The sequence below is a fragment of the Polaromonas sp. Polasp52 genome (assembly GCF_059491565.1).
Genome location: NZ_CP168513.1, coordinates 526,167 through 548,465, shown reverse-complemented (window position 1 = coordinate 548,465; position 22,299 = coordinate 526,167). Strand labels below are relative to the sequence as shown.

The following is a 22,299-nucleotide window of genomic DNA, read 5'->3' as shown; positions in this document are numbered from 1 at the left end:
TGGTGCGGCGGTGATACGCGGATTCTGCCAGCGCTTGACCTGCATCAAGCGCGCACACGCCCAGGCCTTTTAAAGTCCGGGGTTTTCCCAACGCGGCGCTGCGCCGGCCTTTCTCTTTCTATCCCATGCCCATTGAACTCTACCGCGACAGCCGCCACGCCTGCCTGATGTTCACCGACCTCGTCGAAGAGGACAACCAGGCCGTGCAGGCCAACCAGTTCCTCATCGTGGACAACGGCACCGGCGCCGTGATAGACCCGGGCGGCAACCTGGCCTTCAATGAGCTTTTCCTCGGCATGTCGCGCCACTTCAGCCCGCAAAAGCTGTCCTACATCATCGCCTCGCATGCCGACCCCGACATCATTGCCTCGCTGGACCGGTGGCTGACCTCCACGCCGGCGCAACTGGTGATCTCGCGCGTGTGGGAGCGCTTTGTGCCGCATTTCACCAAGGTCGGCAAGACCGACCAGCGCGTGATCGGCGTGGCCGACGGCGGGGGGCGATTGCCGCTGGGCCGCAACGAGCTGTGGCTGCTGCCCGCCCACTTCCTGCATTCCGAAGGCAACTTCCATTTCTACGACCCCGTCAGCCGCATTCTTTTCACGGGCGACCTGGGCGTTTCCATGACTTCGGGCCGGGACGCCCAGGTACCGGTGAGTGACCTCAAGGAGCATTTGCGCCTGATGGAGGGTTTTCACCGCCGCTACATGGTGTCCAACAAGGTGCTGCGCCTGTGGGTGCGCATGGCGCGCCAGCTCGACATCCGCATGCTGGTGCCGCAGCACGGCGCGCCGCTGGAGGGGCCGGCCATAGGCCAGTTCTTCGATTGGGCCGAATCGCTGATGTGCGGCATAGACCTGTTTGACGACAGGCATTACCAGTTGCCGACCACCGCCATCCCGGTGCCGGACCGCGCGGTGAGCACGGCCTAAAAAAAGCCTGCCGCTACGCCGGCGGAGGTTCGCCATGGGCCTGCAGCTGGCGGCGCACATAGTCCACATGCTGGCGCAGCGTATAGACCCGGTCCGAGAAATCCAGCGCGAACTTCATGTGGCTCACATCGTGTTCTATCTTGTCCAGCCTGGCGGTGGCCTCGGCGATCTCCGCGGCATTGAGCCGGCGTGAGGTGAGGTCGCGCTCCATCTCCAGCAGCGCGCCGTAGCGGCGGTAGAGGCGGTTCTTTTCCTTGAACTCAAACAGCCTGGGCACAACGCGAAACACCGGGATCGCGATCGCCACCAGTGGCAGCAGCACCAGCAGCAGGCGCTGCAAGGCGTTCGCCGCCCAGTAGGGCAGGTAGCGCTGCAAAAACGGCCGGCCGTCCTTGTAATAACGCGCCGCCTCGTCGGCCAGCGGAAACTCCGTGGCCCGCGGGTTCGGGAACTCGCCCGGCTTGTTCAGCAGCGTGGGGCCCCGGTGCACCTCGCGCGCGGCTTCCAGCAGCAGATAGGCCAGGGCCGGGTGCAGGTCCTTGTGGATCACCAGGTTGGCCGTGGTCGTCAGCAAGGTGATGTCCTGGCGTGGGCGGTCCTGCGCCGGGTTCACCGAGCCGGCCTTGAGCGTGACCAGCGACAGATAGGGCAGGCGCCGCGTGAGGCCCTCGGCATGCTCAATCGACACCAGGTGGGCCTCATCCTGTTTGCCCAGCAGCATCTGCACTGCCGGTGTTTGCGGCGCGCCTATCAGGAAAAGCGCGTCGATCTCGCGCGCCAGCAGCGCCTTGGCCGCGGCCACCCCGCCGCCCGTGCCCAGCGAGGCATTGGCCGGCGTGACGCCGTAGGTTTGCAGCAACTCGAGTGATACCTTGCGTGTGCCGCTGCCTTCCACGCCGATGGCGATCTTTTTACCCGCCAGCGGGCCCAGGCCCTTGCTCAATGTTTTGGCCAAGGCTGGCGAAGCGAACATCCAGACCGGCTCGTAACCCACCACGCCCAGCGAACGCAGCGGCGTGCTCGACTCCGGCTCCTGCGAATCCAGCTGCAGCAGGCCCAGCCCGCCCTGCACAAAACCCACAGGCGTGCCCGCGTTGAGGCGCTCCAGGTTTTGCACCGCGCCTGTCGAGGGCATGAGCTCCAGCGTCACGCCGTTGGCATTTAAATAGCTTTGGTACTTGAGCGCGAACTGGTGCGCCGCGCCCTCCACCGCGCCCGTCGTCATCTGCACCTGCCGCGGCGGTGCGGGCAGCAGCGAGCGCGAGAACATCGAGAGGATGACCGCGAGCCCGGCGACGATGGCCACGGCGATCAAAAAGGTCTGTTTGCGGCTCAGCGAAGGGATGATCAGCATGGCTGCAGTCTAACCAACAGACTGCACGCCGCAAGGACGAAGGGCGAGCCCAGGCCTAACGCAGATTCGCCTTGACCCATCGCACAATATCCGCCGCTCCCATCGCGCCCGCCTGGCGCGCCACCTCGCGGCCGTTCTGGAACAGCGCCAGTGTGGGAATGCTGCGGATGTTAAAGCGCGCGCCAAGATTGGGCACGGCCTCGGTGTCGACCTTGGCCAGGCGCACCTGCGGCTCCAGCTGCGCGGCGGCCTGTTCGTAGGCCGGCGCCATCTGCCGGCAGGGCCCGCACCAGGGCGCCCAGAAATCGATCAGCACCGGGATCTGGTTGCGGCTGATGTGTTTGTCAAAAGCCGCTTCGTCGAGCGCGGCTGAATGGGCCACAAACAGCGCTTTTTTGCAGCTGCCGCAGTTCGGGTCGCTGGCCAACTGGTCCTCGCGCACGCGGTTGGTGGTGTGGCAATGGGGACAGACGATGTGGAGTGGGTCGGGCATTTTCTGCAATTGGGGATGGGCGTAGGGCATTTCAAGCGTCGCGCGTGCTGGCCCGCACCCTGGAAAAACCATGGCCAACCGCGGGTAAAGGCTGGGAAGCTGTGCCTCAAGACGGGTGCTTCGCCTACGCGCGCCGGCTTTTCGCGGGAGAACAATCGAAACTCTTCACCACGAAAGATTGCCATGATCAACAAAACCTTGATGGCCGCACTGGCTGCGGCGTCCCTCGCCTTCGGCGGGCTTGCGATGGCCAAAGACCATGGCGACGACCACGGCAACAAAGGCGGGCGCGGGCATGGCCACCACAAGGCCGACAAGCACCATCGCCACGGCCCGCCGCCGCACGCGCAGGCCGGCGGGCGCGGCGCGGGCCCCGCCCATAATTTCTACCGCGGCGGCCGCCTGCCCGTGCAGTACCGCGACCGCGGCTACTGGGTGGACGACTGGCGCGGCCACCGCCTGAGCGCGCCGCCACCCGGCTACCACTGGGTGCAAACCGGCGGCGACTATGTGCTGGTTGCCAATAACACCGGGATCATTTTCCAGATCTACCTGGGCCAGTGACAGGCCGCTAAACTAAAGCAGGAGGGGCCGGCGTCCGGCCCTGTTTCAAGTTGCAAGGAGCGTACTGAATTTGAAACCGCCACAGATGCATCGCCAGGCTTTTCCGCGTGCAGCCCTGCTTGTGGGGGTGCTGGGCCTTGCCTGCCTGCTCACGGCCTGCGTCAGCACCGTCAAGTCCTTCCCGCTGCAGGAAAAGTTCGGCTCCACCGCCACCTATTCGCGCCTCTTCGACGCCAGGCCCGAGCAGACCTGCGAGGCCGCGCGCCGCGCGCTGTTGAGCCAGGGCTACATCATCAACACCGCCAGGGCCGACCTGGTCGAGGGCCAGAAGAGCTTCCAGCCCGAGGCCGAGGCGCATCTGCAGATGGTGATACGCGTGGTCTGCGCACCCGAAAGCGCCGACGGCAAGATCAGCCTGGGTTTTGTCACCGCGCTGCAGGACAGCTACCAGCTCAAAAAGAGCAACAACTCCGCCAGCCTGGGCGTGGGCGCCATAGGTTCGGTGTCCCTGCCTTTCTCGTCGAGCAACGAGTCCATGGTCAAAGTCGGCAGCGTCACGATTTCATCGGACGCGTTTTACGACAGCTTTTTTGAGCTGGTCAGCCGCTACCTGGCGACGGTCGATGATTTGCCGCTGAGCCAGTAGGCGATATGTCGCGCGACCTGTAAGCGCTGCTACATCCTGATACCCCGGCTTGCGGCGAGGTAAACAAGAAGTAAAACCCCGGCTTCATTACATCCGCCCTACCTGCGCATTACACGGCCTTGACCTTGGGCCTCCACGATGAAAGCACTGAAGCACCAAAAGCCCCTCCGGGCCGGTGCTTCGGAAAGCAAGTTTCCTCCTCAGGGCTTGCCGGTTCATTCATCGAGCAAAGGAGACCCCATGACATCGAAACTCTTGACCGCATCACTTCTGGCCACCGCGCTGGCCGCAGGCCTGGCCGCCGCGCCGGCCATGGCGCAGCCGCAAGGCCCTTACGGCTCTTCTGCGCCTTCTTACCCACCCCAGGTGGTCTATGCGCCGGCTCCGCAGACGCCGGGCATAGACAGGGCGCAGCAGGCCGTCAGCGAGCGCATACGCGAGGGCTTGCAGTCCGGCCGTATCACGCCCTCGGAAGCACGTGTGCTGTACCGCCGCGACAGCGAGATACAGAACCGTGAAGCTGCCTACAAGGCCGACGGCCGCGTCACGCCGCAGGAGCGCCAGCAGCTGCGCGCCGACATGGCCCAGCTCAGTGCCGAAGTTGAGCGCGCCATTGCCAACAACCGTACCGTGGCCGTCGCTTACCCGGCCGACAGGCTGGGCGCCATCGACAGCCAGGAGTTCAACATCCGCCAGCGCATTGACGAAGGCGTGCGCAGCCACCGCCTGAGCCTGCGCGAAGCCGGTCGCTTGCAGGCGCGCGAGCAGGCGATTGAAAACCGCGAAGCCGCCTACCGTTCCGACGGTGTGGTGACCCCGCAGGAACGCCGCGACCTGCGTGCCCAGCTGGGTGCCCTGCGCGATGAAGTCGAGCGGCTGATCAACCCGCGCGGTTAAATTCTCGAAGCCGCAAGAAGAAAAAAGGCCAGCGCATGCGCTGGCCTTTTTTGATGGAAGTGCGGAAAGTGATCAGGCTGCCTTGGCGCGGCGGAAAGCCGAGCTGCGCTTGGCAGAGGGCTTGCTATCGCCGGCAATCTTGCCCACCAGTTCGGCGCTCTTTTGTTCGATCTGTGCAGCCAGCTTGCTCAAAGCCAGCGCGCCAGGTGCGGTGGCCTGGGCCAGGGTGTTCAGCGTGGTCACGCCGGTTTTTTCTTCAAACAGGCTGGCGTTGGCGGCGGCGCGTTCCACACCGGCTTCGGCCACTTTCACAAGCTGGCTCACGACTTGTTCGGCGCCGCTGGTCGTCAGCAGCAAGCCTTTGGTGTAGTAGGCGCTGAAGGCGGCCTGCGCGGCCGAAGCGTTCTTCGCCGTTTCAGCCGTCAGTTCGGTACGCGATTGTTTCAGGGCCTGGTTCCAGCGCTGCTCCAGCAGGCTGACCACACGCTCACCGCCGGCGCGGTAGGCCTGGATGACGTTGAGGGCGGTATTGCCGTAGGACTCGATCAGGTCGTTGGCAACGGTGGAGAGGTTTTTGGCGCTCATGGTGTTTTCCTTGTTTAGGGCTTTAACGATGGGTTTATCTTGCCGGGTTTGGCTAGTGAGGGCGACCTAGTTGGTTAGAGAGGGGTATCCAGAATGACTCCCTCTCCCCCTCTCCCTCTGGGCGAGGGACCTGGCGCTCAGGCCGGCAAAAACAAGGCCGGATCAACCATGGCACGGTTCAGCATCACACCCCAATGCAGATGCGGCCCGGTCACCCGGCCAGTCGCCCCCACCGCGCCAAGCCGCTCACCGGTTTTGAGGGTGTCCCCCGGCTTCACGTCAATCGCGCTCAGGTGGCACATCATGCACAGCAAGCCCCCGCCATGGTCCAGCCACACCGTATTGCCGTTAAAAAAATAGTCACCCGTGTCTATCACCCGGGCCGGCAGCGGCGCCAGCACCGGCGTGCCGGTGGCGGCCGCGATGTCCATGCCGCTGTGCGGGTTGCGCGGCTGGCCGTTGAACACGCGGCGCAGGCCGAAGGAGCTGGAGCGCCGCCCTGGCACCGGCACCCGCATGCGCAGCGGGCCTTGCGGCAGCGGCTCGCTGAAGGTGGCCATCACGGCCTCCTGGTGCGCGCGTTCGCGCTCGTAGCGCGCCAAATCTTCGGGTGACAGGTCCACCGTGCGCGGCTCGACCTTGAGATGCTGTTCGCTGTAGCGCTTGGGCGCAATGGTGTAAGCGATATCGCGCCGGCTGCCGTCGGCGGCCTGCACCGTGATGCTGGCTTCGCCGGGCGCGGCCGAAAGCGCTATGCCTAGCAGCGCCGTCCATCCGGCCGCATCGCCCAGCACCAGCAAAGGCAGCTCACCCGCAAAAGCCAGGGGCCGCTGCGCGGCCGGGCCCAGCGGCAGCCATGCCACGCCGCCAGGCACCTGCGAGGCGCGCGGCCAGGGGCCGTCGGGTGAGGGTGCCGCCTGGGCCAGCAAGGAGGCGGGCCGGGCACAGCCGGCCGCGGCGGCCAGCAGCACGGCGCGGCGGCTCAGGTGTGAAGGAATCGTGATCGGTGAAGAGGGGAAATGCATGGCGCCATTATTGCGGCGTCATGGTGATTTTTCCCTCGCGCACATAGTCGTCGAACTGGATGCGCGGGATCGCCGTCACCGCGGCCACGCCGTCGCCGGCGTCCCAGCTCAGGGTGGCGCTGTCGGGTTCCAGCGCGACTTCAATGCGCACACGCGGGATTTCAATCGGTGCACCGTCACCCGGTGTGTAGGTCACGTCACCGGTAATCATGGCGAACTGGGGCATGGCTGTCTCCTGGATGGGTGGGTTTGGGAAAGCGGGCGGTCACAAACACAAAACAAGCCCGTACGCTTTGATTTGAGCAGCGATTTCCCCAGGCTCTTGTAGGCGAACAACCACTTTGCGCCACGGCGGCTGCAATTGCTTGCAATTGGGGACAAAATCACGCAACCAATATGTTGCATAAACGGATTTCCCAGTGCAGAATAAACGCAACCAGGAGATTGCATATGACTTCATCCACCGACCGCATCGAACGCAGCGTCCACATCAAGGCCGCGCCCTCCAGGGTCTGGAAGGCGCTTACCAATGCCGAGGAATTCGGCAGCTGGTTCGGCGTGGCGCTCAAGGGCAAGAGTTTTACCGCCGGCCAGCAGGTGCAGGGCCACATCACCATCGCGGGCTATGAACATGTGCTGTTCGATGTGTTCATTGAACGTGTGGAGCCTGAAACACTTTTTTCCTACCGCTGGCACCCCTATGCGGTCGACCCGGCTGTCGACTATTCCAAAGAGCCCACAACCCTTGTGGAATTCACCCTCAAGGCGGTGGGCGACGGCACCTTGCTCCGCGTGGTTGAATCCGGCTTTGACAAGATCCCCGTGGCGCGCCGCGACCAGGCCTTCCGCATGAACGACGGCGGCTGGCAAGGCCAGATGGCTAACATCGAGAAATATGTCAGCTCGTCCTAAAAGCAGTTCCAGGCCCGCCGAAACACCGCCCTCGCCACAGCCCGGCCCCGCGGGCGTGTTCGCCGCCCTGGGTGATGAAACCCGTTTGCGCCTGGTCGCCGTGCTCTGTGTGGGCGGCGCGGTCTCGATTTCGCAGCTGACCGCCACCACCGACATCACGCGCCAGGCCGTGACCAAACACCTGCATGTGCTGGCCGACGCGGGTCTGGTACACCATGTGAAAGTGGGGCGCGAGCGGCTGTGGCAGTTCGACCCGCAGCAGCTCGACGAAGCCCGCCGCTCGCTGGACCTGATTGCCCAGCAATGGGACCAGGCGCTGGGCAGGTTGAAAGCGTCGCTGGAAGCCGAGGAGACATGACCATGCCCGCGCACAAGATTTTCAAGATGGCGTTTGCCAAGGTGTATCCGCTCTATGTCCAGAAGGCGGAACGCAAAGGCCGCAGCAAAGAAGAAGTCGATCAAATCATTTGCTGGCTGACGGGCTATGACAAAAACGGCTTGCGCCGGCAGCTTGACCAGCAAAACGATTTCGAAACCTTTTTTGCCCAGGCCCCCGCCATGCACCCGAATGCCTCGCTGATCAAGGGCGTGGTCTGCGGCGTCCGTGTCGAAGAAGTCGCGGACCCGTTGATGCAAAAAATACGCTACCTGGACAAGCTGGTGGACGAGCTTGCCAAAGGAAAAGCGATGGAAAAAATCCTGCGGGCCTAGGGCCGGCCCCACACCAGCCACCGCAGGAGCGCTCGAATCGGTACGCCGACCTGGTGGCGGCAGGATGTTTGCCGCCTCACCGGGCCGTCAGGCACCGGCTTGCAGCGCCGCCGGGTTGGGCCCGGCAGGGGCCTTCGGTGCGCCGGCCCGGATCCGTCGCACGCCGGCTTGCCCGGCCGCCGATGTGCCCAGCGCGGGTTGCCAGCCGTGCGGCACGATCAACACATCGCTGCGCGCGTCATCGCCGGCCGAGAAGCTCACGATCCGGGCTGAGACGCTCTCGAACATCAGGTCGGAGAAAGCAGAGGCCGGGTGCTTGCCCACAACGATCAAATCCGAGCCGCTGCGCTGCTGTTGCACCAGAGCCTGCAACGAAGGGTCTCCGCGCCCGATGGCCGACCGCACGCGGTTGCGTCGCGCGTCGTAGGAGTCGGTGAGCCACACCATCCGGTCCCGTGCGTAGCCCAGGCACTGCTCGCGGTAGACCCTGATGTCGCGCTCCGAAACTTCGGCCTGCCTCAACTTGCGTTCGTTGATCGTGTTGATCGCGTGGAAGAGTTCGACCGGCGCTGTCTTGCTGATTGCGCAGCCCACGTCCACCAGGGAACGGGAGGCTGGCGAGAAATCGACCGCGACAAGCAGCTTGCGGTAAGGATGCTCAGCGCAGCGGCGCGCCAGCAGCACCGGGCGCTGGGCGCTGGGCGCTGCGCAGCAGTTCATCGACGGGCTGGCCCAGGAAGAAGGCCCGCAGGCTGCGCACCCGCGCGGCGCTCCACACCACCAGGTCGGCAGCGCTGGCCTCGGGCAAAAGCTCCTGGACGGTGTGGGAAAGGCGGCTCACGGCACGCACCTTGATGCCGTGCACCTGCGCAAGCTGCCGTGCGTGCTGCTCAAGCCGGTTTGCCGCATCGGCCGCTGGCGTTTCTTTGGGATGGCCCAGGTAGGCCAGGGTGAGCACGGCGCCGTGCTCGGCGCTCAGCAGCGCCGCCCGGTCCATCGCATGGGTTCCCTGATGCGAGAAGTCGGTGACGGCGAGAATGAAACGAGGGGACATGGGGGAACTCCTTTCTTTTTTGAGAAACAGCGGATGGCGGGTGTGAATGGATCAGCGGGTGTAGTCGCCGCTAGCTTCGGGTTGGTACTGGATGGCCGCGATCTGCGCGGCGCAGCCCTCGCCGTGGGGCGTGAGCCACCTGGCGGTGTCGCCGGCCCTCAAGCCCAGCAGGCTGCTGCCCACGGGCGACAGCACGGAGATCAGGCCGGCGGCGGGCTCGGCGTCGCCGGGGTAGCAGATGGTGAGGACCTGGCGGTGATGCGTGTGCGCATCCACGATTTCCACGCGCGAATTCATCGTCACCAGGTCGCCGGGCGCGGCGCGGGCGCTTGTCACCTCCGCACTTTCGAACCAATCGGCCAGGTGGCCGGGGCGCTGCTGGCTCAGCAGCTTGCTGAGGCGGGCGTAATCAATCTCGGTAAGCGTGCGCTCGCCGTGAACCATTGCATGCATGGCTGCACTCCATCAATGCGGACGCCGGCTGTGAAAGGCGTTCGCGAACGCGCTGGGCGGGTGCCCGGCGGTGGATGGTTGCGCTGAAAAGGAGGGAGCGGACCGCCGGGCTTAGGAAAGTGCTGGCGTCTGCTGGCGACGCAAGGAGCAAATGAAGAGGCGGGTCATGTGTGGATTTTAGGCCGCAGGCAATAACCGCACACTTCTTGCCAGATTGAAGCCGGCCAGGGGCCGATGTGTGGCTCCCTTACGAACTTCGGCCCCAGACCAGCAGCAAATTATTGGCCGGCATCGCATGCCGCTCCAGTAAGCGCAGGCCGGCGCGCGCGGCCTGCTGCTCCACATCTTCCCTGCGGCGGATTCCCCAGGCCGGGTCTTGCGCGCGCAGGCTTTGGTCGAATGAGAGATTGCCTTCCGACGTGGGTACATCGTCTTCCAGATACGGCCCATAAGTCACCAGTACACCGCCGTCCGCCAGGTGGTGCGCGCTGCCTTGCATCAGCGCGGCGCAAGTCGCCCAGGGCGAGATATGCAGCATGTTCGCGCAATAGATCAGGTCAAACGTCGCATCGCCCGGCAGCCATTCGGGTGCCATCACGTCAAGCACCAGGGCAGGGCGCACATTGTGCAAACCCTGCTCGGCCACCCAGGCCGCAATCGAATTCGGCGCGGCCGGCATGGCATCCGTGGGCTGCCATGTCCATTGCGGCAGGCCCGCGGCAAACCAGGCGACATGCTGGCCTGTGCCTGAGGCGATTTCGAGGGCCTTGCCTTGCGCGGGCAGGACCTTGAGCAGGACATCAAGGATGGGCTGTTTGTTGCGGTCTGCCGCGGGGCTGAAATTGGGTTGTGGCATGGGGTGATTAAACCCCAGGCCTCTTTCTCTTGGCGTCCTCTCAAGCGAAGTAGCCGCCGTCCCGTATGTCCGCCAGCAGTTCCGCCTCCTGCGGCTGCCATCCCAGCGAACGGCGCGTCAGCGCGCTCGACGCCGGGTTGTCGGCCGCAACAAAGCGCGTCAGCCACTCGAAGTGGGCCGGTGCTTCATCGGCGCTGATGCTGCGCACCGGCACACCCAGCCCCGCGCCCACGGCTTCGGCAATCGTGCGCAGCGCGAGGCCTTCCTCGGCCACGGCATGCAGGTGCGCGCCGGGCAGGGCGCTTTCCAGCGCCAGCCGGAAGAGGCGTGCCGCGTCCAGCCGGTGCACCGCCGGCCAGCGGTTCGCGCCCTCGCCGATATACGCCGAGAAGCCCTTGCGGCGCGCAATCGCCACCAGCGCCGGCACAAAACCATAGTCCCCCGCGCCATGCACCGAAGGCGGCAGCCGCACCACACTCGCGCGCACACCGCGGCCGGCAGCGGCCCCCATCAGGGCCTCCGCGCCGGCGCGCGGGTTCGGCGAGTCCGCGGGAACCGCTGTGTCTTCGGTCGCGGGGCGCGCGTGGGCCAGCAGCATGGTGACCGAGGTCGACACAAAAGGCCTGCCCGAGCCTTCCAGCACGCCGGCCAGTGCCTTGATCGCCCGCCTGTCCATCTCGGCTGCCGCAGCGTGGGCTGAAAAATCGTGGTGAAAGGCCGTGTGGATCACACCGTCGCAGGCCTGCGCGCCAACCGCCAGGCTGGCCGTGTCCGCCAGCTCGCCCCTGTGTGCCGCCGCACCCGCTTTCAGCAGGGCATCGGCCGCCGCGTCGCTGCGCGCCAGCCCCAGCACCTGGTGCCCCGCGCAAAGCAATTCACGCACAATCGCGGACCCCACAAAACCCGTCGCTCCCGTCACAAAAACACGCATACTGAACTCCTGAAAAAATGAGTCCCGATAATCCGCTCTTCATCGAATTTGCAAAAGCCGTGAGCGTATACAGGTATGAGCACTAACACCCTGCCGGCCCAGCCTCTCACCCTGGGCGGCTTCCTGCGAGACCGCCGTGCGCGCCTGCTGCCCACGCCCGAAGCCGCAAGCCGGCGCCGCACGCCCGGCCTCAGGCGCGAGGAAGTCGCCACGCGCGCCAACGTCAGTGTCACCTGGTACACCTGGCTGGAACAAGGGCGCGGCGGCCCGCCTTCGGACGAAGTGCTGGAGCGCCTGGCCCGCGCGCTTGAGCTGGACAGCGCCGGCCGCGAGTTCATGTTCCTGCTGGCCCAGCAGCGCCCGCCGCCGCTCAAGCCCAGGTCTTCAGCGGCGGTCACACCCGCGCTGCAGCGCGTGCTCGATGCCATGCCCACCAGCCCGGCCATCGTGAAGACGCCGGCCTGGGACATCGTGGCCTGGAATGCGGCAGCCCTGGCCGTGCTGGCCGACTACCCCGCGCTGGAGCCCGGCGAACGCAATTTGCTGAGGCGCTTGTTCTGCACCGCCCGCGTGCGCAAAGGCTTGCCCGACTGGGAAACCGACGCACGCTACGCCGTCGCATCCTTTCGCATCGACGCGGCACGCGCCGGCGACTGCCCGGAAGCCGCCGCCCTCGCGGCCGAACTCCAGGCCAGCAGCGCGGACTTTCGCCGCCTCTGGGCCGAGAACGAGATGCGCAACCACTGGATAGGCCGCAAACAGATTGAGCGGCCCGGCGTCGGGGCCATCACGCTGGAGTACCAGGCCTTGGCCATCGACAGCTCGCCCGGGCTGAGCCTGATGGTGTTTACGCCGGTGACGCAGGCGGATGTGGCGGCCGTGGCCTTGCTGATGTCGGACAGGGCCGGGCGCTTGAAAAAAGAAAAGCGCTGAAAGCCGGTGAATCGCCAGCCGGCTTTCGCCGGCCCTTCAATCTCACCTGTGTTTCAGGCCGTTTCGGTTTCAGCGGCGCGGGTTTTTTGCTGGGCCCGCATGATCTGGTGGCGCTGCCAGTAGCTCCCCAGCACCGCCTTGAAGTGCTCTTCCTGCTTGCCCAGGCCTTTGAGCTTGATCGTGCTGGTGCGCGCGCCCAGCATGCCCTTGTCGAAGTGGGTGACGGTGAGCGTGTTGCCAAAACTGCTGTTGTTGAAGGTCATGCCCTTGACCTCGTCCCATGACAGCGGCGCGCCGCCGTCCGCCGTGGCATGCACGCCCTCATAGGTGATGTCAATGCGCCTGTCCTTGCCCAGGTCAAACGACACCGGCGGAAAGTAGCGCAGCACGACGGCGCGCTCTTCTTCGGTGGCCGGCTCATAGCGGTAGGCCAGGCTTTGCTCATGCGCGGCGGCAAAACGCTGCTCGTAGTCTGTCCACAGCCGCTGCTCGATGGCGGCGGCGGTCGATATGTCATCGGCCCAGGTGGTTTGAGGCACGGTGGTCACAATGGCGGCGTAGCTGCCCTCATCCACCTTGTGCTTCACATTGCGCATGCGTTCGGCCAGCGGCGGGTGCGTGTCGTAGGGGTGCGGCACGGCGGCGGTTTTCATGGCCGTCACAAATTCACCCGAGCGGGCATAAGGGTGCAGGCCTTCAGCCACAAAGCCGGCAATGCCCAGCGCGCCGCTGTGCTGTTGCTCCTGCTCAAACAGCTTGCGTTCCACGGTGTTGCGGTAGCTGGAGTAGGCAGAGATCTTGATGAGCGACTGCACGATGGACTGCGGCGCCGTCAGCTTCGCGGCCACCCGGTCGGCGGTGTACTCGCGCTCGCGGCTGTCGCGCGCCAGTGCGAACTCAAACACCATGCGGTACAGGCGCAGCAGGTAGTGCGCCACGATGGTCAAGCCGCCGCTGCGCATTTCCCAGGTGTACAGGTCAAACTGGTTGAGCTTGGGGCCCAGCGCCGCGCTGCTGCGCGTGTCGCCGCCGCCCAGGTGGGCCAGCTCGTGCGCCAGCACGGCATCGGCCTCGGCGGTGTCCAGCACCCGCAGCAGCGGAATGCTCACAAACAGCGTGCGGCCCGTCAGGGTCTGCCCGGCCACCGTGCAGGGGGCTTCGGTCACGAAAAAGTTGTTGTCGATGCCCGCAATGATCTGGTCCGGCGGGGATGTCTTGACGCGGCCCGCCAGCTGGCGAATGCGATCCCACAGGCGCGGGGCGTCGGCCTCAAGCAGCAGCTCGCCTTCAATGGTGTTGCCCCATGGCAATTTTTTGAAGAGCGTGTAGATGGCATAAAAAACCGCCAGGGCCGCCATGATGCCGGCCAGGCCCACCAGCTTGATGTAGTAGCTGTGCCAGAAATAAGCCGTGAGCCAGAATGACAGCCACACCAGCATGGCGCTTTGCAAGCTGACCTCCACCGCGCTGGAAAACGTCATCAGCCGCCAACCCGCCACAAAGCTCGCATAACGCAGGCCGCGGTTGACAAAGGCCAGCGCGCCCAGCACGCCGGCCGCCACCAGCAGCGCGGCTCCGAGGATCAAGGTCCAGAACGCGGCACGCTCGGCCCAGTGAAACCACCAGTGCATGGAATACGTGCTGCACACCTTGTCGTGAAAGACCTGGTTCTCCGGCCCGGTGGCGGCGCAGGCCATCGACAGCCTGTGCGTGTCGTAAAACGCGATTTCGTCCGCCTTCTGCGCCGGCGTCAGGTTTGTGGCGGCGCTGATTTGGGAATTGACGCGCTGGAGGAAGTCTTTGTCCTCAGACTGCAGCGCGTAGTGCGTGAAAACCAGCGTGACCGCCGGAATGAGAAAGAGCGATGCCAGGGTCAGCAGAAAAACCCGCCAGAGGTCGGCGTGGACCGTGCGCGCAGCAGCCATGGGGAACGTCCTTTTGAGTTTTGAATTTGAACCGGCCGATCATACGGGCGGCCATGCGTTTGGCGGTCGAATTGGAGGGCAACAATTCACCAAAACTAGTGCTGTTTCAGTTTGTTTCCAAAGACCTCGCCGGCCCTCGAATCCACCCATCAGTGGCACGTCGTTCGATGTGTCAGGCGCGTCTGCTGGATCGAAGGGCTAGACGCTCTTGATGGCATGGTGAGGGTGAAACTCGACAAGCGCGTGGACGAATTCCGCCAGCTGCTTCTGGCAGCTCGGATAACGTAAATTCTCTTTACTCTTCTGGTATGGCGCAAGCGTAACCCGGACAGAACCAAACACCTCCAGCGGAGAGTTTTGAGGCTTCGAGTTAGGTTCGCGAACGTTGGTGATGGCACTCTCTGAACCGGCGGGTTAGCGCTACGGACAACTGCATACTGCCGGCAGCATATTCCAATTCGTCTTCGCGATTCACTTGCAATTCAGTGCTGCACTTTGGGTAGTAGAGGCTAGCCACAATGCACACCCTTGGTCATGTCCCTTTTGACGGATTGTTCTTCGTATTTGAGGTCGCTAGCGAATTGTTGGAGACCTCTAGATCAAAAGCGCGGACTATTACTGAAGAGTTGGAATACCAGTCGATTCATCCGAAACGAATCGCTCAAGCTCTAGCTTGGTAACGGGATTCGTGAAGTCGTCTTTAAAAAGATCATAGAGATCAGAGGCTTCTAGTACAAAAACTCCGGCTCTCTCCGCTAACCTGCGCACAGTGCTTGGCATTTCATGAGTTGTCATTAAGAGCAAAGAAGTGGGTGCGTAGGGAGGCAGACTCAGTTCTTTGTATCGCTGGTCCACTGTAGAGAAAATCTTACTGATTAACAATTCGTTAGTGCCGACTAATTCTCTAATTGCCACTGTGCTTACCCCGTGGGTCACATAGTGTTTAGCTTGGGCAATCCAGATCAAATTGTGTGTGACTGCGCGCGAGAGAGATGGGAATATTTTTCGATATCCAAACGCGTCAACCCCTTGGTCGTGAGATTGAGGAGTCAGAAATACGGCATCACAATGTAGGCGTTTGAGAACAATCGCGGAAAGCGTTTCAAAACTATCCGGAGCGAGTAAGTTCAGTGCATCCTGAAAACTTATCCTTGCGTCATCGAGGCGATCTTTATACCCACGTAACACATGACCTTCCCCTCGAGTATCCACAATCTCAAAGCGAAGCGCTCGACCGGAAGAATTGCGGTGATTAAATTCATCAACTAAAAATGACCTTAGTGCATCAAGCCGTTTCTCGATGTAGATTTCAACGGTTTCAGAGGAGTAGGTTTTTGTTGCCTGAGTGCGAACAATTTCGATGAGCTTTTTCTTCGGTGCGATCGGACTGTATTCACATAGAAAATATGAGGTAAGTTCGTCCTCCATTCGAACTAAAAGATCGCTCATTTACTTTTTTGGTTTGGCTTTTACTAAACTTTTAAAACCATCTAAGGTGTCTAGAATTTCATCAATGATTTTGATGTCTGCTGGTGTAAGAGTTTTTGCAGAGGCAACACTAATCTTCGATATTGCCCGCTTAGCGTCTTGCAAAATACCTGATGGTGACGCGTCAAATTTGTTGTCTTCCGCGATTCGAATTGCTTCTAGAAAGGACTGATCGGGGTCAAGAAGCGCTTCCACTGCTAACGGATTGGCGACAATAAGACGTAACCGCCTAACGTCACCAAAAGTGGTCAATTTAGGTTCGGTCTTGCCATCGTCTGTTATGAGTTGAAAGAACTCTCTTGCGCGCTCTATATCCACAAACGTGTTTTGTTCATGCGACCATCCGAATCGGGTCCTGACTTCTGGTGACGAGACCATTTCATGAAATAGTCGGTAGAAGTCGGGTTCGGATTTGCTGCCATAAAGTTCATCTTTCTCCATAAACTTTAGAGCAGATACCGCTCGATATCTTCGTGCTGCTTCCACCGAAGAGATGCCAAGCATGCTGCCAATCTCCTTGAAGTCCAAGCCTTCATCATCTTTGAGCTCTGAGACTAGCAACGCCTGCTGATAAGCACCCCATTCTTTGGGGCCGGCAATGTGTCGAATGCCCATAATGACCCGCTCTGCATGTCTTAGGTCTTTTCCTTTTGATTTGAGAATGGCGCAAGGAATTTCAGAATAAGACTCTATTTGCTTCTCGGAGAGTGCAATGACCCCGTCGTTCGCTTCCTTGAGTAGGGATTTCAGCGCCGCTACTCTTCGGTTCCCCTCGACGACCACAAAAAAGTTAGGCGCGTGAGGGTAAGGCGTGACAATGATTCTTTCCATCGGAACATACCCATTCACAAGAATGGAATTTTTTAGTTCCTCAAGTTGATAGTGGTGCTCAAGATTTTCGAGTGTCGCAGCTTGAACCTTTGGTTCATGAAATCTGTTGTTGACCTTGCGTTTGAACTTTTTATGATCCCAGAACCTATAGTTATTGGGATCTAAAAGCAAACGATCCAATTTCACCTCTGAAGCGGTGAAGTCAAATGCCGTAGCTTCATTTTTTGTGACTGGCAAAATCATTCGAGATTTGTTCGATTGCCCCGTTTTCTTTGATGCCAAGTTCGTCAAAACGATCTCCTAAATGTGCGTTTGCAAGTGAGATTGGTGGTTGGCCGTTACTTACTAAACGAATCCTTCATCCCCGTCACCCGATTGAACACGACTTTGCCGTTCTTGTGGTCAGCAATGTCTGTGACAAAGTACTCATGCATTCAAGCTGAAAGCGTGTGCCACCGGGTGCTTCGATCAATGGGAGCTTAACGCAGGCGGCCATGATCCCAAGGCCGTGGAAAGATGATTGAAGCCAGCACCGGAGCGCTTGTATCCCTACTTAAGAACAGCAGCCTAGCTCGTTCTTCAACGACTGTACCTATGGTTACCCCTTAAGCCCCTTACCCGCCCGCACCACCATCTCCTCCGTCCGCATATCCCGCGCACACCACCCGGCCACAATGCGCGACGAATTCGACAAGCCATGCGCGTCAGGGCCGCTGCCTTCGCCCTCCAGAACCTGAACCGGGATCTGCGCTTTTTGCAGCGCATCGGCCATCACGGTCTGTGACGCCCAGAAGACGTTTTTGTCCTGGGGGTTGCCGAGCACAAAAACGCGCAGCTGGGGGTTGACCTTGTCCTTGGCGACAAACTTCCAGGGTTCGTAGGAGTCGGCGTAGTTGGTGGTGTCCTTGCTGCGGCCCATCATTTCCCAGCGTATGCGGGGCGAGGAGGGGGCCGAGGTGGGCACGGCGCAGACGATGTCAGCGCGCTCGGTGATCAGTGAGGCGGTCACATGGCCGCCACCGCTCTGGCCGGCGATCACCCATTCTTCAATGCCGTGGCGTTTCTTCAATTCGTCGAGGGCGGCGGAAATGATGATGGACTCATCCACGCGCCTGCGCTGCATGTGGTCGCCTGACGATCCATGCGTGCCGGGCCGGCCCATAAAGAGATAGGGCACGCCCAGTTTTTTGGCCCAGTCGTCGGCGCTCTTTTGCAGCTGGGCATTGGTCAAATCCAGGTAGGCTTTGCTGGTCTTGCCGACGCCGACAAAGACATCGCCGTGAAAGAAGACCAGGGCGCGCTTGACGGGCTGGTCGCCAAAGCCGGCCTTCCAGTATTTGAGGCATTCGGCACCCGAGTGCGCCGTGGCGGCCCAGACGGTGTTGGCCGCGGCCGCGCACTGGGCCTGGGTGGCCTTGACGCCGCTCAGGATGGCCGATTCGGAGAAGTCGCCCGCATCGCTGAATTCGGCGCGGCCGAACTGTGCATGGCTGGCGGCCGGCGCGAGCAGGGCTGGCACCAGGCACCCCATCACCAGAACCTTGTTAAAACCCCTGTGGCGGAAGAATGGGCGCATATCTAGCCTGATGAAACCTTATCTGCTGGACAAGTCTTTCACGCTCGCCTCCCGGTTGAAGGCGGCTTACCCCCGGGCCTGTTTCATTCCAGGCGCGCGGGAGACCCTCAATTCACCGAAAAATCCTGCCCCTTGTAGCCACCCTGGAAAGCCTGCACCGGGTTGGACACATAGCGGGCGACGTCCTGCTTCACGCGGGCGTACTCGGGGCCGTCCATTTTGTAGGCGTAGGCCGGACCGATCTTCAGCACCTGCGTGTTGTCCGGGCTGATGACCGAGGACTGGGCATTGCCCGACAGAAGGATGGCCGAAATCTTGCGATTGCTGGCGTTGATGGTCCAGCGCACGGGCTCGTAGCTGGTCAGCACCAGCACGAGCGGGGTGCTGCCCGGCGTGACGTTGACCCGTATGCCGCCGATCCGGCTGCCGCCACCGGCCGTCGTCGGGGTCGTCACCGCGGCTTCGTACACACCGATGAACGACACCTTGGCGTTGGCGGGCACGTCGGTCAGCAGGGGTTTGATGCCGGTTGCCGGGCCCTTGATGGCGGCGGCCGCCGCAGCCGCTGCCACGGCCGACTGGTTGGGGTCGCGCCCCTGGCGCAGCAGATGTTCGATGTAGCGCTCGCGGACGGCCGGCGGCAAGGAGGCCAGCTGCGGGTTTTGCATCTGCTGCTGTTGCTGCTGCATTTGCTGCTGCTGCGTCTCCGCATTCATTCTGGCCAACTGCTGGGCGAGCTGCGCATCATTGACTATTTTTTCAAGCGCCTGGGGTTCTCCCTCGGGCACAACCTCGCTGCCGATGACAACCGCCGGAGAGCCCCGGCGGAAATAACCTTGCCGGGGCGCAAGCGAGAGCAGCAATCCTTCATTGGGGTCACCCCCTTGCACGGCTGAAATCGTTTCTTTTTCGATGTCAAACAGCCGGGCCGCGGTGCTTGTGCCCGGCAGGTTCACATCGAGGTAAATGGCGGTTTCAGATACCTTGGCCGGCCCGTTGTTGAGGGTGGAGCCGAGAAAGGACGTGGTCCAGACGCCCTGCGCGCCTGTGTCGACGTTGAGCCAGCCCAGGTCGCGCATGGAGACAAAAACGAGTTTCTTGCCGTTTCCCATGAGCACCGGCGCCGACGACGTGACACCCTGACCGGTGAGCGTCATCTGTTTCAGCAGCGACACAGTGACCGCACCTTCCGCGCTGCGTGCGTGGTCGACGATCGCCACGTTTCGGCCGTTGCCTACCGCATAACGGGCCGTGGCCGGTGCCAGGGCCACGGACCAGGTGGGCCTCTGCACCGTCACCGGGTAGGGCTCCATGGTGGCCTTGGTGTGGTCCAGCAGCATGGGGGCGGCGTTGCCCGTGCTGTTCAGGACGGTGGCGCCAACCTCGGGCAGCCAGGCGACGACATCGCTGAACTTCGTGGTTTTCCAGAGCGTGGCGCCGGTCTCGGCATCCATCATCCACAGGGCGTTGTTGCTGGCGGGGACTGCGAGTACACGCCCATTGGGAGACAGGGTTTGCGGGCGATAGGCTTCCGCGGGGGCATCAAAGCTGTTGATGATTTTCCCGTTGGGCACCTGCACGGTCATGAATTTGGCGCGCTGGCCCCGCAGGACAATCACGTTCGCGTTTCGGGCCGCGACGACGCCGGCGGCCGACTCCGGAAGCGTCACGATAACCGCCCTGCCTTGCAAGGGTGACAAGGGGACCAGCGCCGGTTTTTGCACGGCGGCGACAAAGCGCTGTATGCCGACCCATTCCGCCAGTTTGGCATCCTGGTCTTTAAAGCAGGCCGTATCGGAGATTTTTGCCTTGATGGCGGCGCTGGTGTCGAAGAAGCCTATGGACGCGGTGCCGCTGCAAGTCAGGCCCCTGATCTTGAGCAAGGCCGCGTGCTGCTCGGCAAGCGCCGACCTGGAACTTCCATCCTCCAACGAGGCAAACAAGCTGTTCTGCGCGACGACGAGGTCCTCGGCCATGGGAAATGCCAGGTTGACTTTGTCTGCCTTGGATAAAAGCACGGTGCGGATCTGGTCGCATCCGGTCAAGGCCATCGAAAGAGCCAGCAAGCACGCTAAACGGATCATTTGTTCCCTCAATTTCTTGTTCTGCTCAAACCGGCGGATGCCGCGCGGGCCGGCACCCGTGGAAAAGGACTATCCCGCTTTCACACCATCGGGCTGCGGGTGCTATTTGCTGAAGGAGTCTTTCATACCCGTCACGCGATTGAAGACGGGCTTACCCTCTCCTCTAATCTGATGATCTTGGAAGTCCGTCACAAAGTAGCCATGCCGCTCAAACTGGAAGCGCGTGCCGGCGGGCACCTTGGCGAGTGATGGCTCGACATAGGCCGTCACGGTCTTGAGGCTGTTGGTGTTGAGCTCATCGAGGAAGTCCTTGTCGCCGGTGCCGGGGTGCTCCACGCTGAACAGGCGGTCGTAAAGGCGCACCTCGGCCTGGACGGCATCGCTCACGCCCACCCAGGTGATGACGCCCTTGACCTTGATGGCGTCGGAGCCGGGCGTGCCGCTTTTGGTGTCGGGGATCAGGGTGGCGTGGACTTCGGTGACCTTGCCGTTGGCGTCTTTCACTGCGCCTGTGCATTCGATCACGTGGCCGTATTTGAGGCGCACCTTGCTGCCGGCAATCGCCTGCTTGCTGGCGTTGACGTGGGGCGGGAACAAGCGGAAGAAGCCCTTGGGCGGGGTTTCTTCGTAGTCTGTGCGTTCAATCCAGACTTCCTTGCCTATCTTGAAGTTGCGTTTGCCCATCTCTTCATGGTGGGGGTGCACGGGCGCTGAACAATCGTCGAGCTTGCCTGCGCCCATGACTTCATCCCAGTTGGTGAGCACCAGCTTGACCGGGTCCAGCACGGCCATGGCGCGCGGGGCAATCGGGTCCAGGGTGTCGCGCAGCGCGCCTTCGAGGGTGCTGTAGTCGATCCAGCTGTCGCTTTTGGTGACGCCTATGCGTTCGGCAAACAGCTGCAGGGCCTCGGGCGTGTAGCCGCGGCGGCGCAGGCCGACGATGGTGGGCATGCGCGGGTCGTCCCAGCCGCTGACGCGGTTTTCATTGACGAGCTGGGCCAGCTTGCGTTTGCTGGTGAGCACATAGGTGAGGTTGAGGCGGGCGAATTCATACTGGCGTGGGTGCGGCGTGGCGATGAGCTTGCCTTCGGCCAGGCGGTCGAGCAGCCAGTCGTAAAAGGGGCGCTGGTCTTCAAACTCCAGGGTGCAGATGCTGTGGGTGATCTGCTCGAGCGCGTCTTCGACCGGGTGGGCAAAGGTGTACATGGGGTAGATGCACCATTTGTCGCCGGTGTTGTGGTGGTGGGCGCGGCGTATGCGGTAGATGGCCGGGTCGCGCATATTGATGTTGGGCGAGGCCATGTCGATCTTGGCGCGCAGCACGGCGGCGCCGTCGGCGAGCTTGCCGTCGCGCATTTCGCGAAAGCGCGCCAGGTTCTCGGCGGGGGTGCGGCCGCGGAAGGGGCTGTTGGTGCCGGGGTGGCCGAAGTCGCCGCGGTTCTGGCGCATTTCCTCGGCGCTTTGTTCGTCGACGTAGGCGTTGCCGCTTTCGATCAGGTATTCAGCCGCGCGGTACATGAAGTCGAAGTAGTCGCTGGCCTGGTAAGGCCTGGCGTCGCCCTTGTCTGCGCCCATCTGCGTCCAGTCATAGCCCAGCCATTTGACGGCGTCGACGATGCTGTCGACGTATTCGGTGTCTTCTTTTTCGGGGTTGGTGTCGTCAAAGCGCAGGTGGCAGACGCCGCCGTAGTCGCGCGCCAGGCCGAAGTTCAGGCAAATGCTTTTGGCGTGGCCCACATGCAAATAGCCGTTGGGCTCGGGCGGGAAGCGCAGGCGCACCTTGGCCGGGTCGGGCTGGCCGGCGGCATGGTGGGCGGCATCCCCGGGGCTGCCGCCCCAGCGGCGGCTGGCATACGTGCCCTCGGCCAGGTCTTTTTCGATGATCTGGCGCAGGAAGTTGCTGGGCTTGTGGATTTCTTTGTCGGCAGGAGCTGGGGAGGTCATTGGCTGATTTTAGGGGCTTACTCGAATGGGTTACGTTTGGCTACTCTCTTCACGGGGCATGCGGTATGCCATTACAGGTGCCCTGCGTTTAATAAGCACATGGGC

At 62.3% G+C, this 22,299-nt stretch carries 24 protein-coding genes; 8 read left to right on the top strand and 16 right to left on the bottom strand.

Features of this window, described 5'->3' with window-relative positions:
• The first annotated feature begins 125 nt into the window (after nt 1-125).
• The gene (locus ACEN9P_RS02670) at nt 126-932 is read left to right on the top strand and encodes an oxygen-binding di-iron domain-containing protein (protein WP_495621006.1); all 807 of its coding nucleotides are present in this window, start codon (nt 126-128) and stop codon (nt 930-932) included.
• Nucleotides 933-945: 13 nt separating this feature from the next.
• Here ACEN9P_RS02670 and ACEN9P_RS02665 read toward each other — a convergent pair whose 3' ends face one another.
• Together ACEN9P_RS02665 and trxC are read right to left on the bottom strand one after the other, a co-directional pair.
• Nucleotides 946-2,286, bottom strand: a complete 1,341-nt coding sequence (locus ACEN9P_RS02665) for a TAXI family TRAP transporter solute-binding subunit (RefSeq protein ID WP_495621005.1) — start codon at nt 2,284-2,286, stop codon at nt 946-948.
• 55 nt (nt 2,287-2,341) lie between these two features.
• Complete coding sequence (trxC, locus tag ACEN9P_RS02660) at nt 2,342-2,779, bottom strand: thioredoxin TrxC (protein WP_495621004.1); 438 nt, start codon at nt 2,777-2,779, stop codon at nt 2,342-2,344.
• A 183-nt stretch (nt 2,780-2,962) separates the two neighbouring features.
• Between trxC and ACEN9P_RS02655 the strand changes: the two genes are divergently transcribed.
• From ACEN9P_RS02655 to ACEN9P_RS02645, 3 genes are all read left to right on the top strand, one after another.
• Nucleotides 2,963-3,343, top strand: coding sequence for an RcnB family protein (locus ACEN9P_RS02655; protein WP_495621003.1), 381 nt, complete (start codon nt 2,963-2,965; stop codon nt 3,341-3,343).
• An 85-nt stretch (nt 3,344-3,428) separates the two neighbouring features.
• On the top strand, nt 3,429-3,989 hold the full coding sequence (locus ACEN9P_RS02650; protein WP_477663538.1) for a DUF2242 domain-containing protein: 561 nt from the start codon (nt 3,429-3,431) through the stop codon (nt 3,987-3,989).
• A 240-nt stretch (nt 3,990-4,229) separates the two neighbouring features.
• Entirely contained in the window at nt 4,230-4,886 is a 657-nt protein-coding gene (locus ACEN9P_RS02645) for a hypothetical protein (RefSeq protein WP_495621002.1), read from the top strand.
• A gap of 72 nt (nt 4,887-4,958) precedes the next feature.
• Here the strand turns inward: ACEN9P_RS02645 and ACEN9P_RS02640 are convergent, their stop codons facing one another.
• The 3 genes from ACEN9P_RS02640 to ACEN9P_RS02630 form a co-directional block, all read right to left on the bottom strand.
• Entirely contained in the window at nt 4,959-5,471 is a 513-nt protein-coding gene (locus ACEN9P_RS02640; protein ID WP_477663489.1) for a hypothetical protein, read from the bottom strand.
• A gap of 137 nt (nt 5,472-5,608) precedes the next feature.
• The gene (locus ACEN9P_RS02635) at nt 5,609-6,496 is read right to left on the bottom strand and encodes a peptidoglycan DD-metalloendopeptidase family protein (protein ID WP_495621001.1); all 888 of its coding nucleotides are present in this window, start codon (nt 6,494-6,496) and stop codon (nt 5,609-5,611) included.
• 7 nt (nt 6,497-6,503) lie between these two features.
• Nucleotides 6,504-6,722, bottom strand: coding sequence for a hypothetical protein (locus tag ACEN9P_RS02630; RefSeq protein ID WP_074577239.1), 219 nt, complete (start codon nt 6,720-6,722; stop codon nt 6,504-6,506).
• A gap of 224 nt (nt 6,723-6,946) precedes the next feature.
• On the opposite strand from ACEN9P_RS02630, the gene ACEN9P_RS02625 reads away from it, so the two are divergent.
• From ACEN9P_RS02625 to ACEN9P_RS02615, 3 genes are read left to right on the top strand one after another with little or no spacing between them, the layout of a single operon-like run.
• A complete protein-coding gene (locus tag ACEN9P_RS02625; RefSeq protein WP_495621000.1) occupies nt 6,947-7,408 on the top strand; it encodes an SRPBCC family protein in 462 nt (153 codons plus the stop codon).
• On the top strand, nt 7,392-7,766 hold the full coding sequence (locus tag ACEN9P_RS02620) for an ArsR/SmtB family transcription factor (protein ID WP_495620999.1): 375 nt from the start codon (nt 7,392-7,394) through the stop codon (nt 7,764-7,766). Before ACEN9P_RS02625 ends, ACEN9P_RS02620 begins: the two co-directional genes overlap by 17 nt.
• 2 nt (nt 7,767-7,768) lie before the next feature.
• On the top strand, nt 7,769-8,119 hold the full coding sequence (locus tag ACEN9P_RS02615) for a DUF2200 domain-containing protein (RefSeq protein ID WP_495620998.1): 351 nt from the start codon (nt 7,769-7,771) through the stop codon (nt 8,117-8,119).
• Nucleotides 8,120-8,206: 87 nt separating this feature from the next.
• Here ACEN9P_RS02615 and ACEN9P_RS02610 read toward each other — a convergent pair whose 3' ends face one another.
• From ACEN9P_RS02610 to ACEN9P_RS02590, 5 genes are all read right to left on the bottom strand, one after another.
• Entirely contained in the window at nt 8,207-8,803 is a 597-nt protein-coding gene (locus tag ACEN9P_RS02610) for a universal stress protein (protein ID WP_495620997.1), read from the bottom strand.
• Nucleotides 8,778-9,173: a universal stress protein gene (locus ACEN9P_RS02605; protein WP_495620996.1), complete on the bottom strand. Its 396-nt coding sequence runs from the start codon at nt 9,171-9,173 to the stop codon at nt 8,778-8,780. The genes ACEN9P_RS02610 and ACEN9P_RS02605 overlap by 26 nt, the downstream gene beginning before the upstream one ends.
• A gap of 51 nt (nt 9,174-9,224) precedes the next feature.
• On the bottom strand, nt 9,225-9,626 hold the full coding sequence (locus ACEN9P_RS02600; protein ID WP_495620995.1) for a GreA/GreB family elongation factor: 402 nt from the start codon (nt 9,624-9,626) through the stop codon (nt 9,225-9,227).
• 247 nt (nt 9,627-9,873) lie between these two features.
• Nucleotides 9,874-10,482 carry a DUF938 domain-containing protein gene (locus ACEN9P_RS02595; protein ID WP_495620994.1) on the bottom strand — a complete coding sequence of 203 codons (609 nt, stop codon included), beginning with the start codon at nt 10,480-10,482 and terminating at the stop codon, nt 9,874-9,876.
• 40 nt (nt 10,483-10,522) lie between these two features.
• Entirely contained in the window at nt 10,523-11,413 is an 891-nt protein-coding gene (locus ACEN9P_RS02590; RefSeq protein WP_495620993.1) for an SDR family oxidoreductase, read from the bottom strand.
• Between the two features lie 75 nt (nt 11,414-11,488).
• On the opposite strand from ACEN9P_RS02590, the gene ACEN9P_RS02585 reads away from it, so the two are divergent.
• On the top strand, nt 11,489-12,346 hold the full coding sequence (locus ACEN9P_RS02585) for a helix-turn-helix transcriptional regulator (RefSeq protein WP_495620992.1): 858 nt from the start codon (nt 11,489-11,491) through the stop codon (nt 12,344-12,346).
• Between the two features lie 53 nt (nt 12,347-12,399).
• Here ACEN9P_RS02585 and ACEN9P_RS02580 read toward each other — a convergent pair whose 3' ends face one another.
• From ACEN9P_RS02580 to ACEN9P_RS02555, 6 genes are all read right to left on the bottom strand, one after another.
• A complete protein-coding gene (locus tag ACEN9P_RS02580) occupies nt 12,400-14,271 on the bottom strand; it encodes a M48 family metallopeptidase (protein ID WP_495620991.1) in 1,872 nt (623 codons plus the stop codon).
• 615 nt (nt 14,272-14,886) lie between these two features.
• A complete protein-coding gene (locus ACEN9P_RS02575) occupies nt 14,887-15,720 on the bottom strand; it encodes a hypothetical protein (RefSeq protein ID WP_495620990.1) in 834 nt (277 codons plus the stop codon).
• A complete protein-coding gene (locus ACEN9P_RS02570) occupies nt 15,721-16,881 on the bottom strand; it encodes a hypothetical protein (protein WP_495620989.1) in 1,161 nt (386 codons plus the stop codon).
• 307 nt (nt 16,882-17,188) lie between these two features.
• Nucleotides 17,189-18,166: an alpha/beta hydrolase family protein gene (locus tag ACEN9P_RS02565; protein WP_495620988.1), complete on the bottom strand. Its 978-nt coding sequence runs from the start codon at nt 18,164-18,166 to the stop codon at nt 17,189-17,191.
• Nucleotides 18,167-18,273: 107 nt separating this feature from the next.
• Nucleotides 18,274-20,184 (bottom strand): hypothetical protein, encoded by a 1,911-nt coding sequence (locus ACEN9P_RS02560; RefSeq protein WP_495620987.1) that lies wholly within the window; start codon nt 20,182-20,184, stop codon nt 18,274-18,276.
• Between the two features lie 168 nt (nt 20,185-20,352).
• Complete coding sequence (locus ACEN9P_RS02555) at nt 20,353-22,194, bottom strand: glutamine--tRNA ligase/YqeY domain fusion protein (protein WP_495620986.1); 1,842 nt, start codon at nt 22,192-22,194, stop codon at nt 20,353-20,355.
• Between the last annotated feature and the right edge of the window lie 105 nt (nt 22,195-22,299).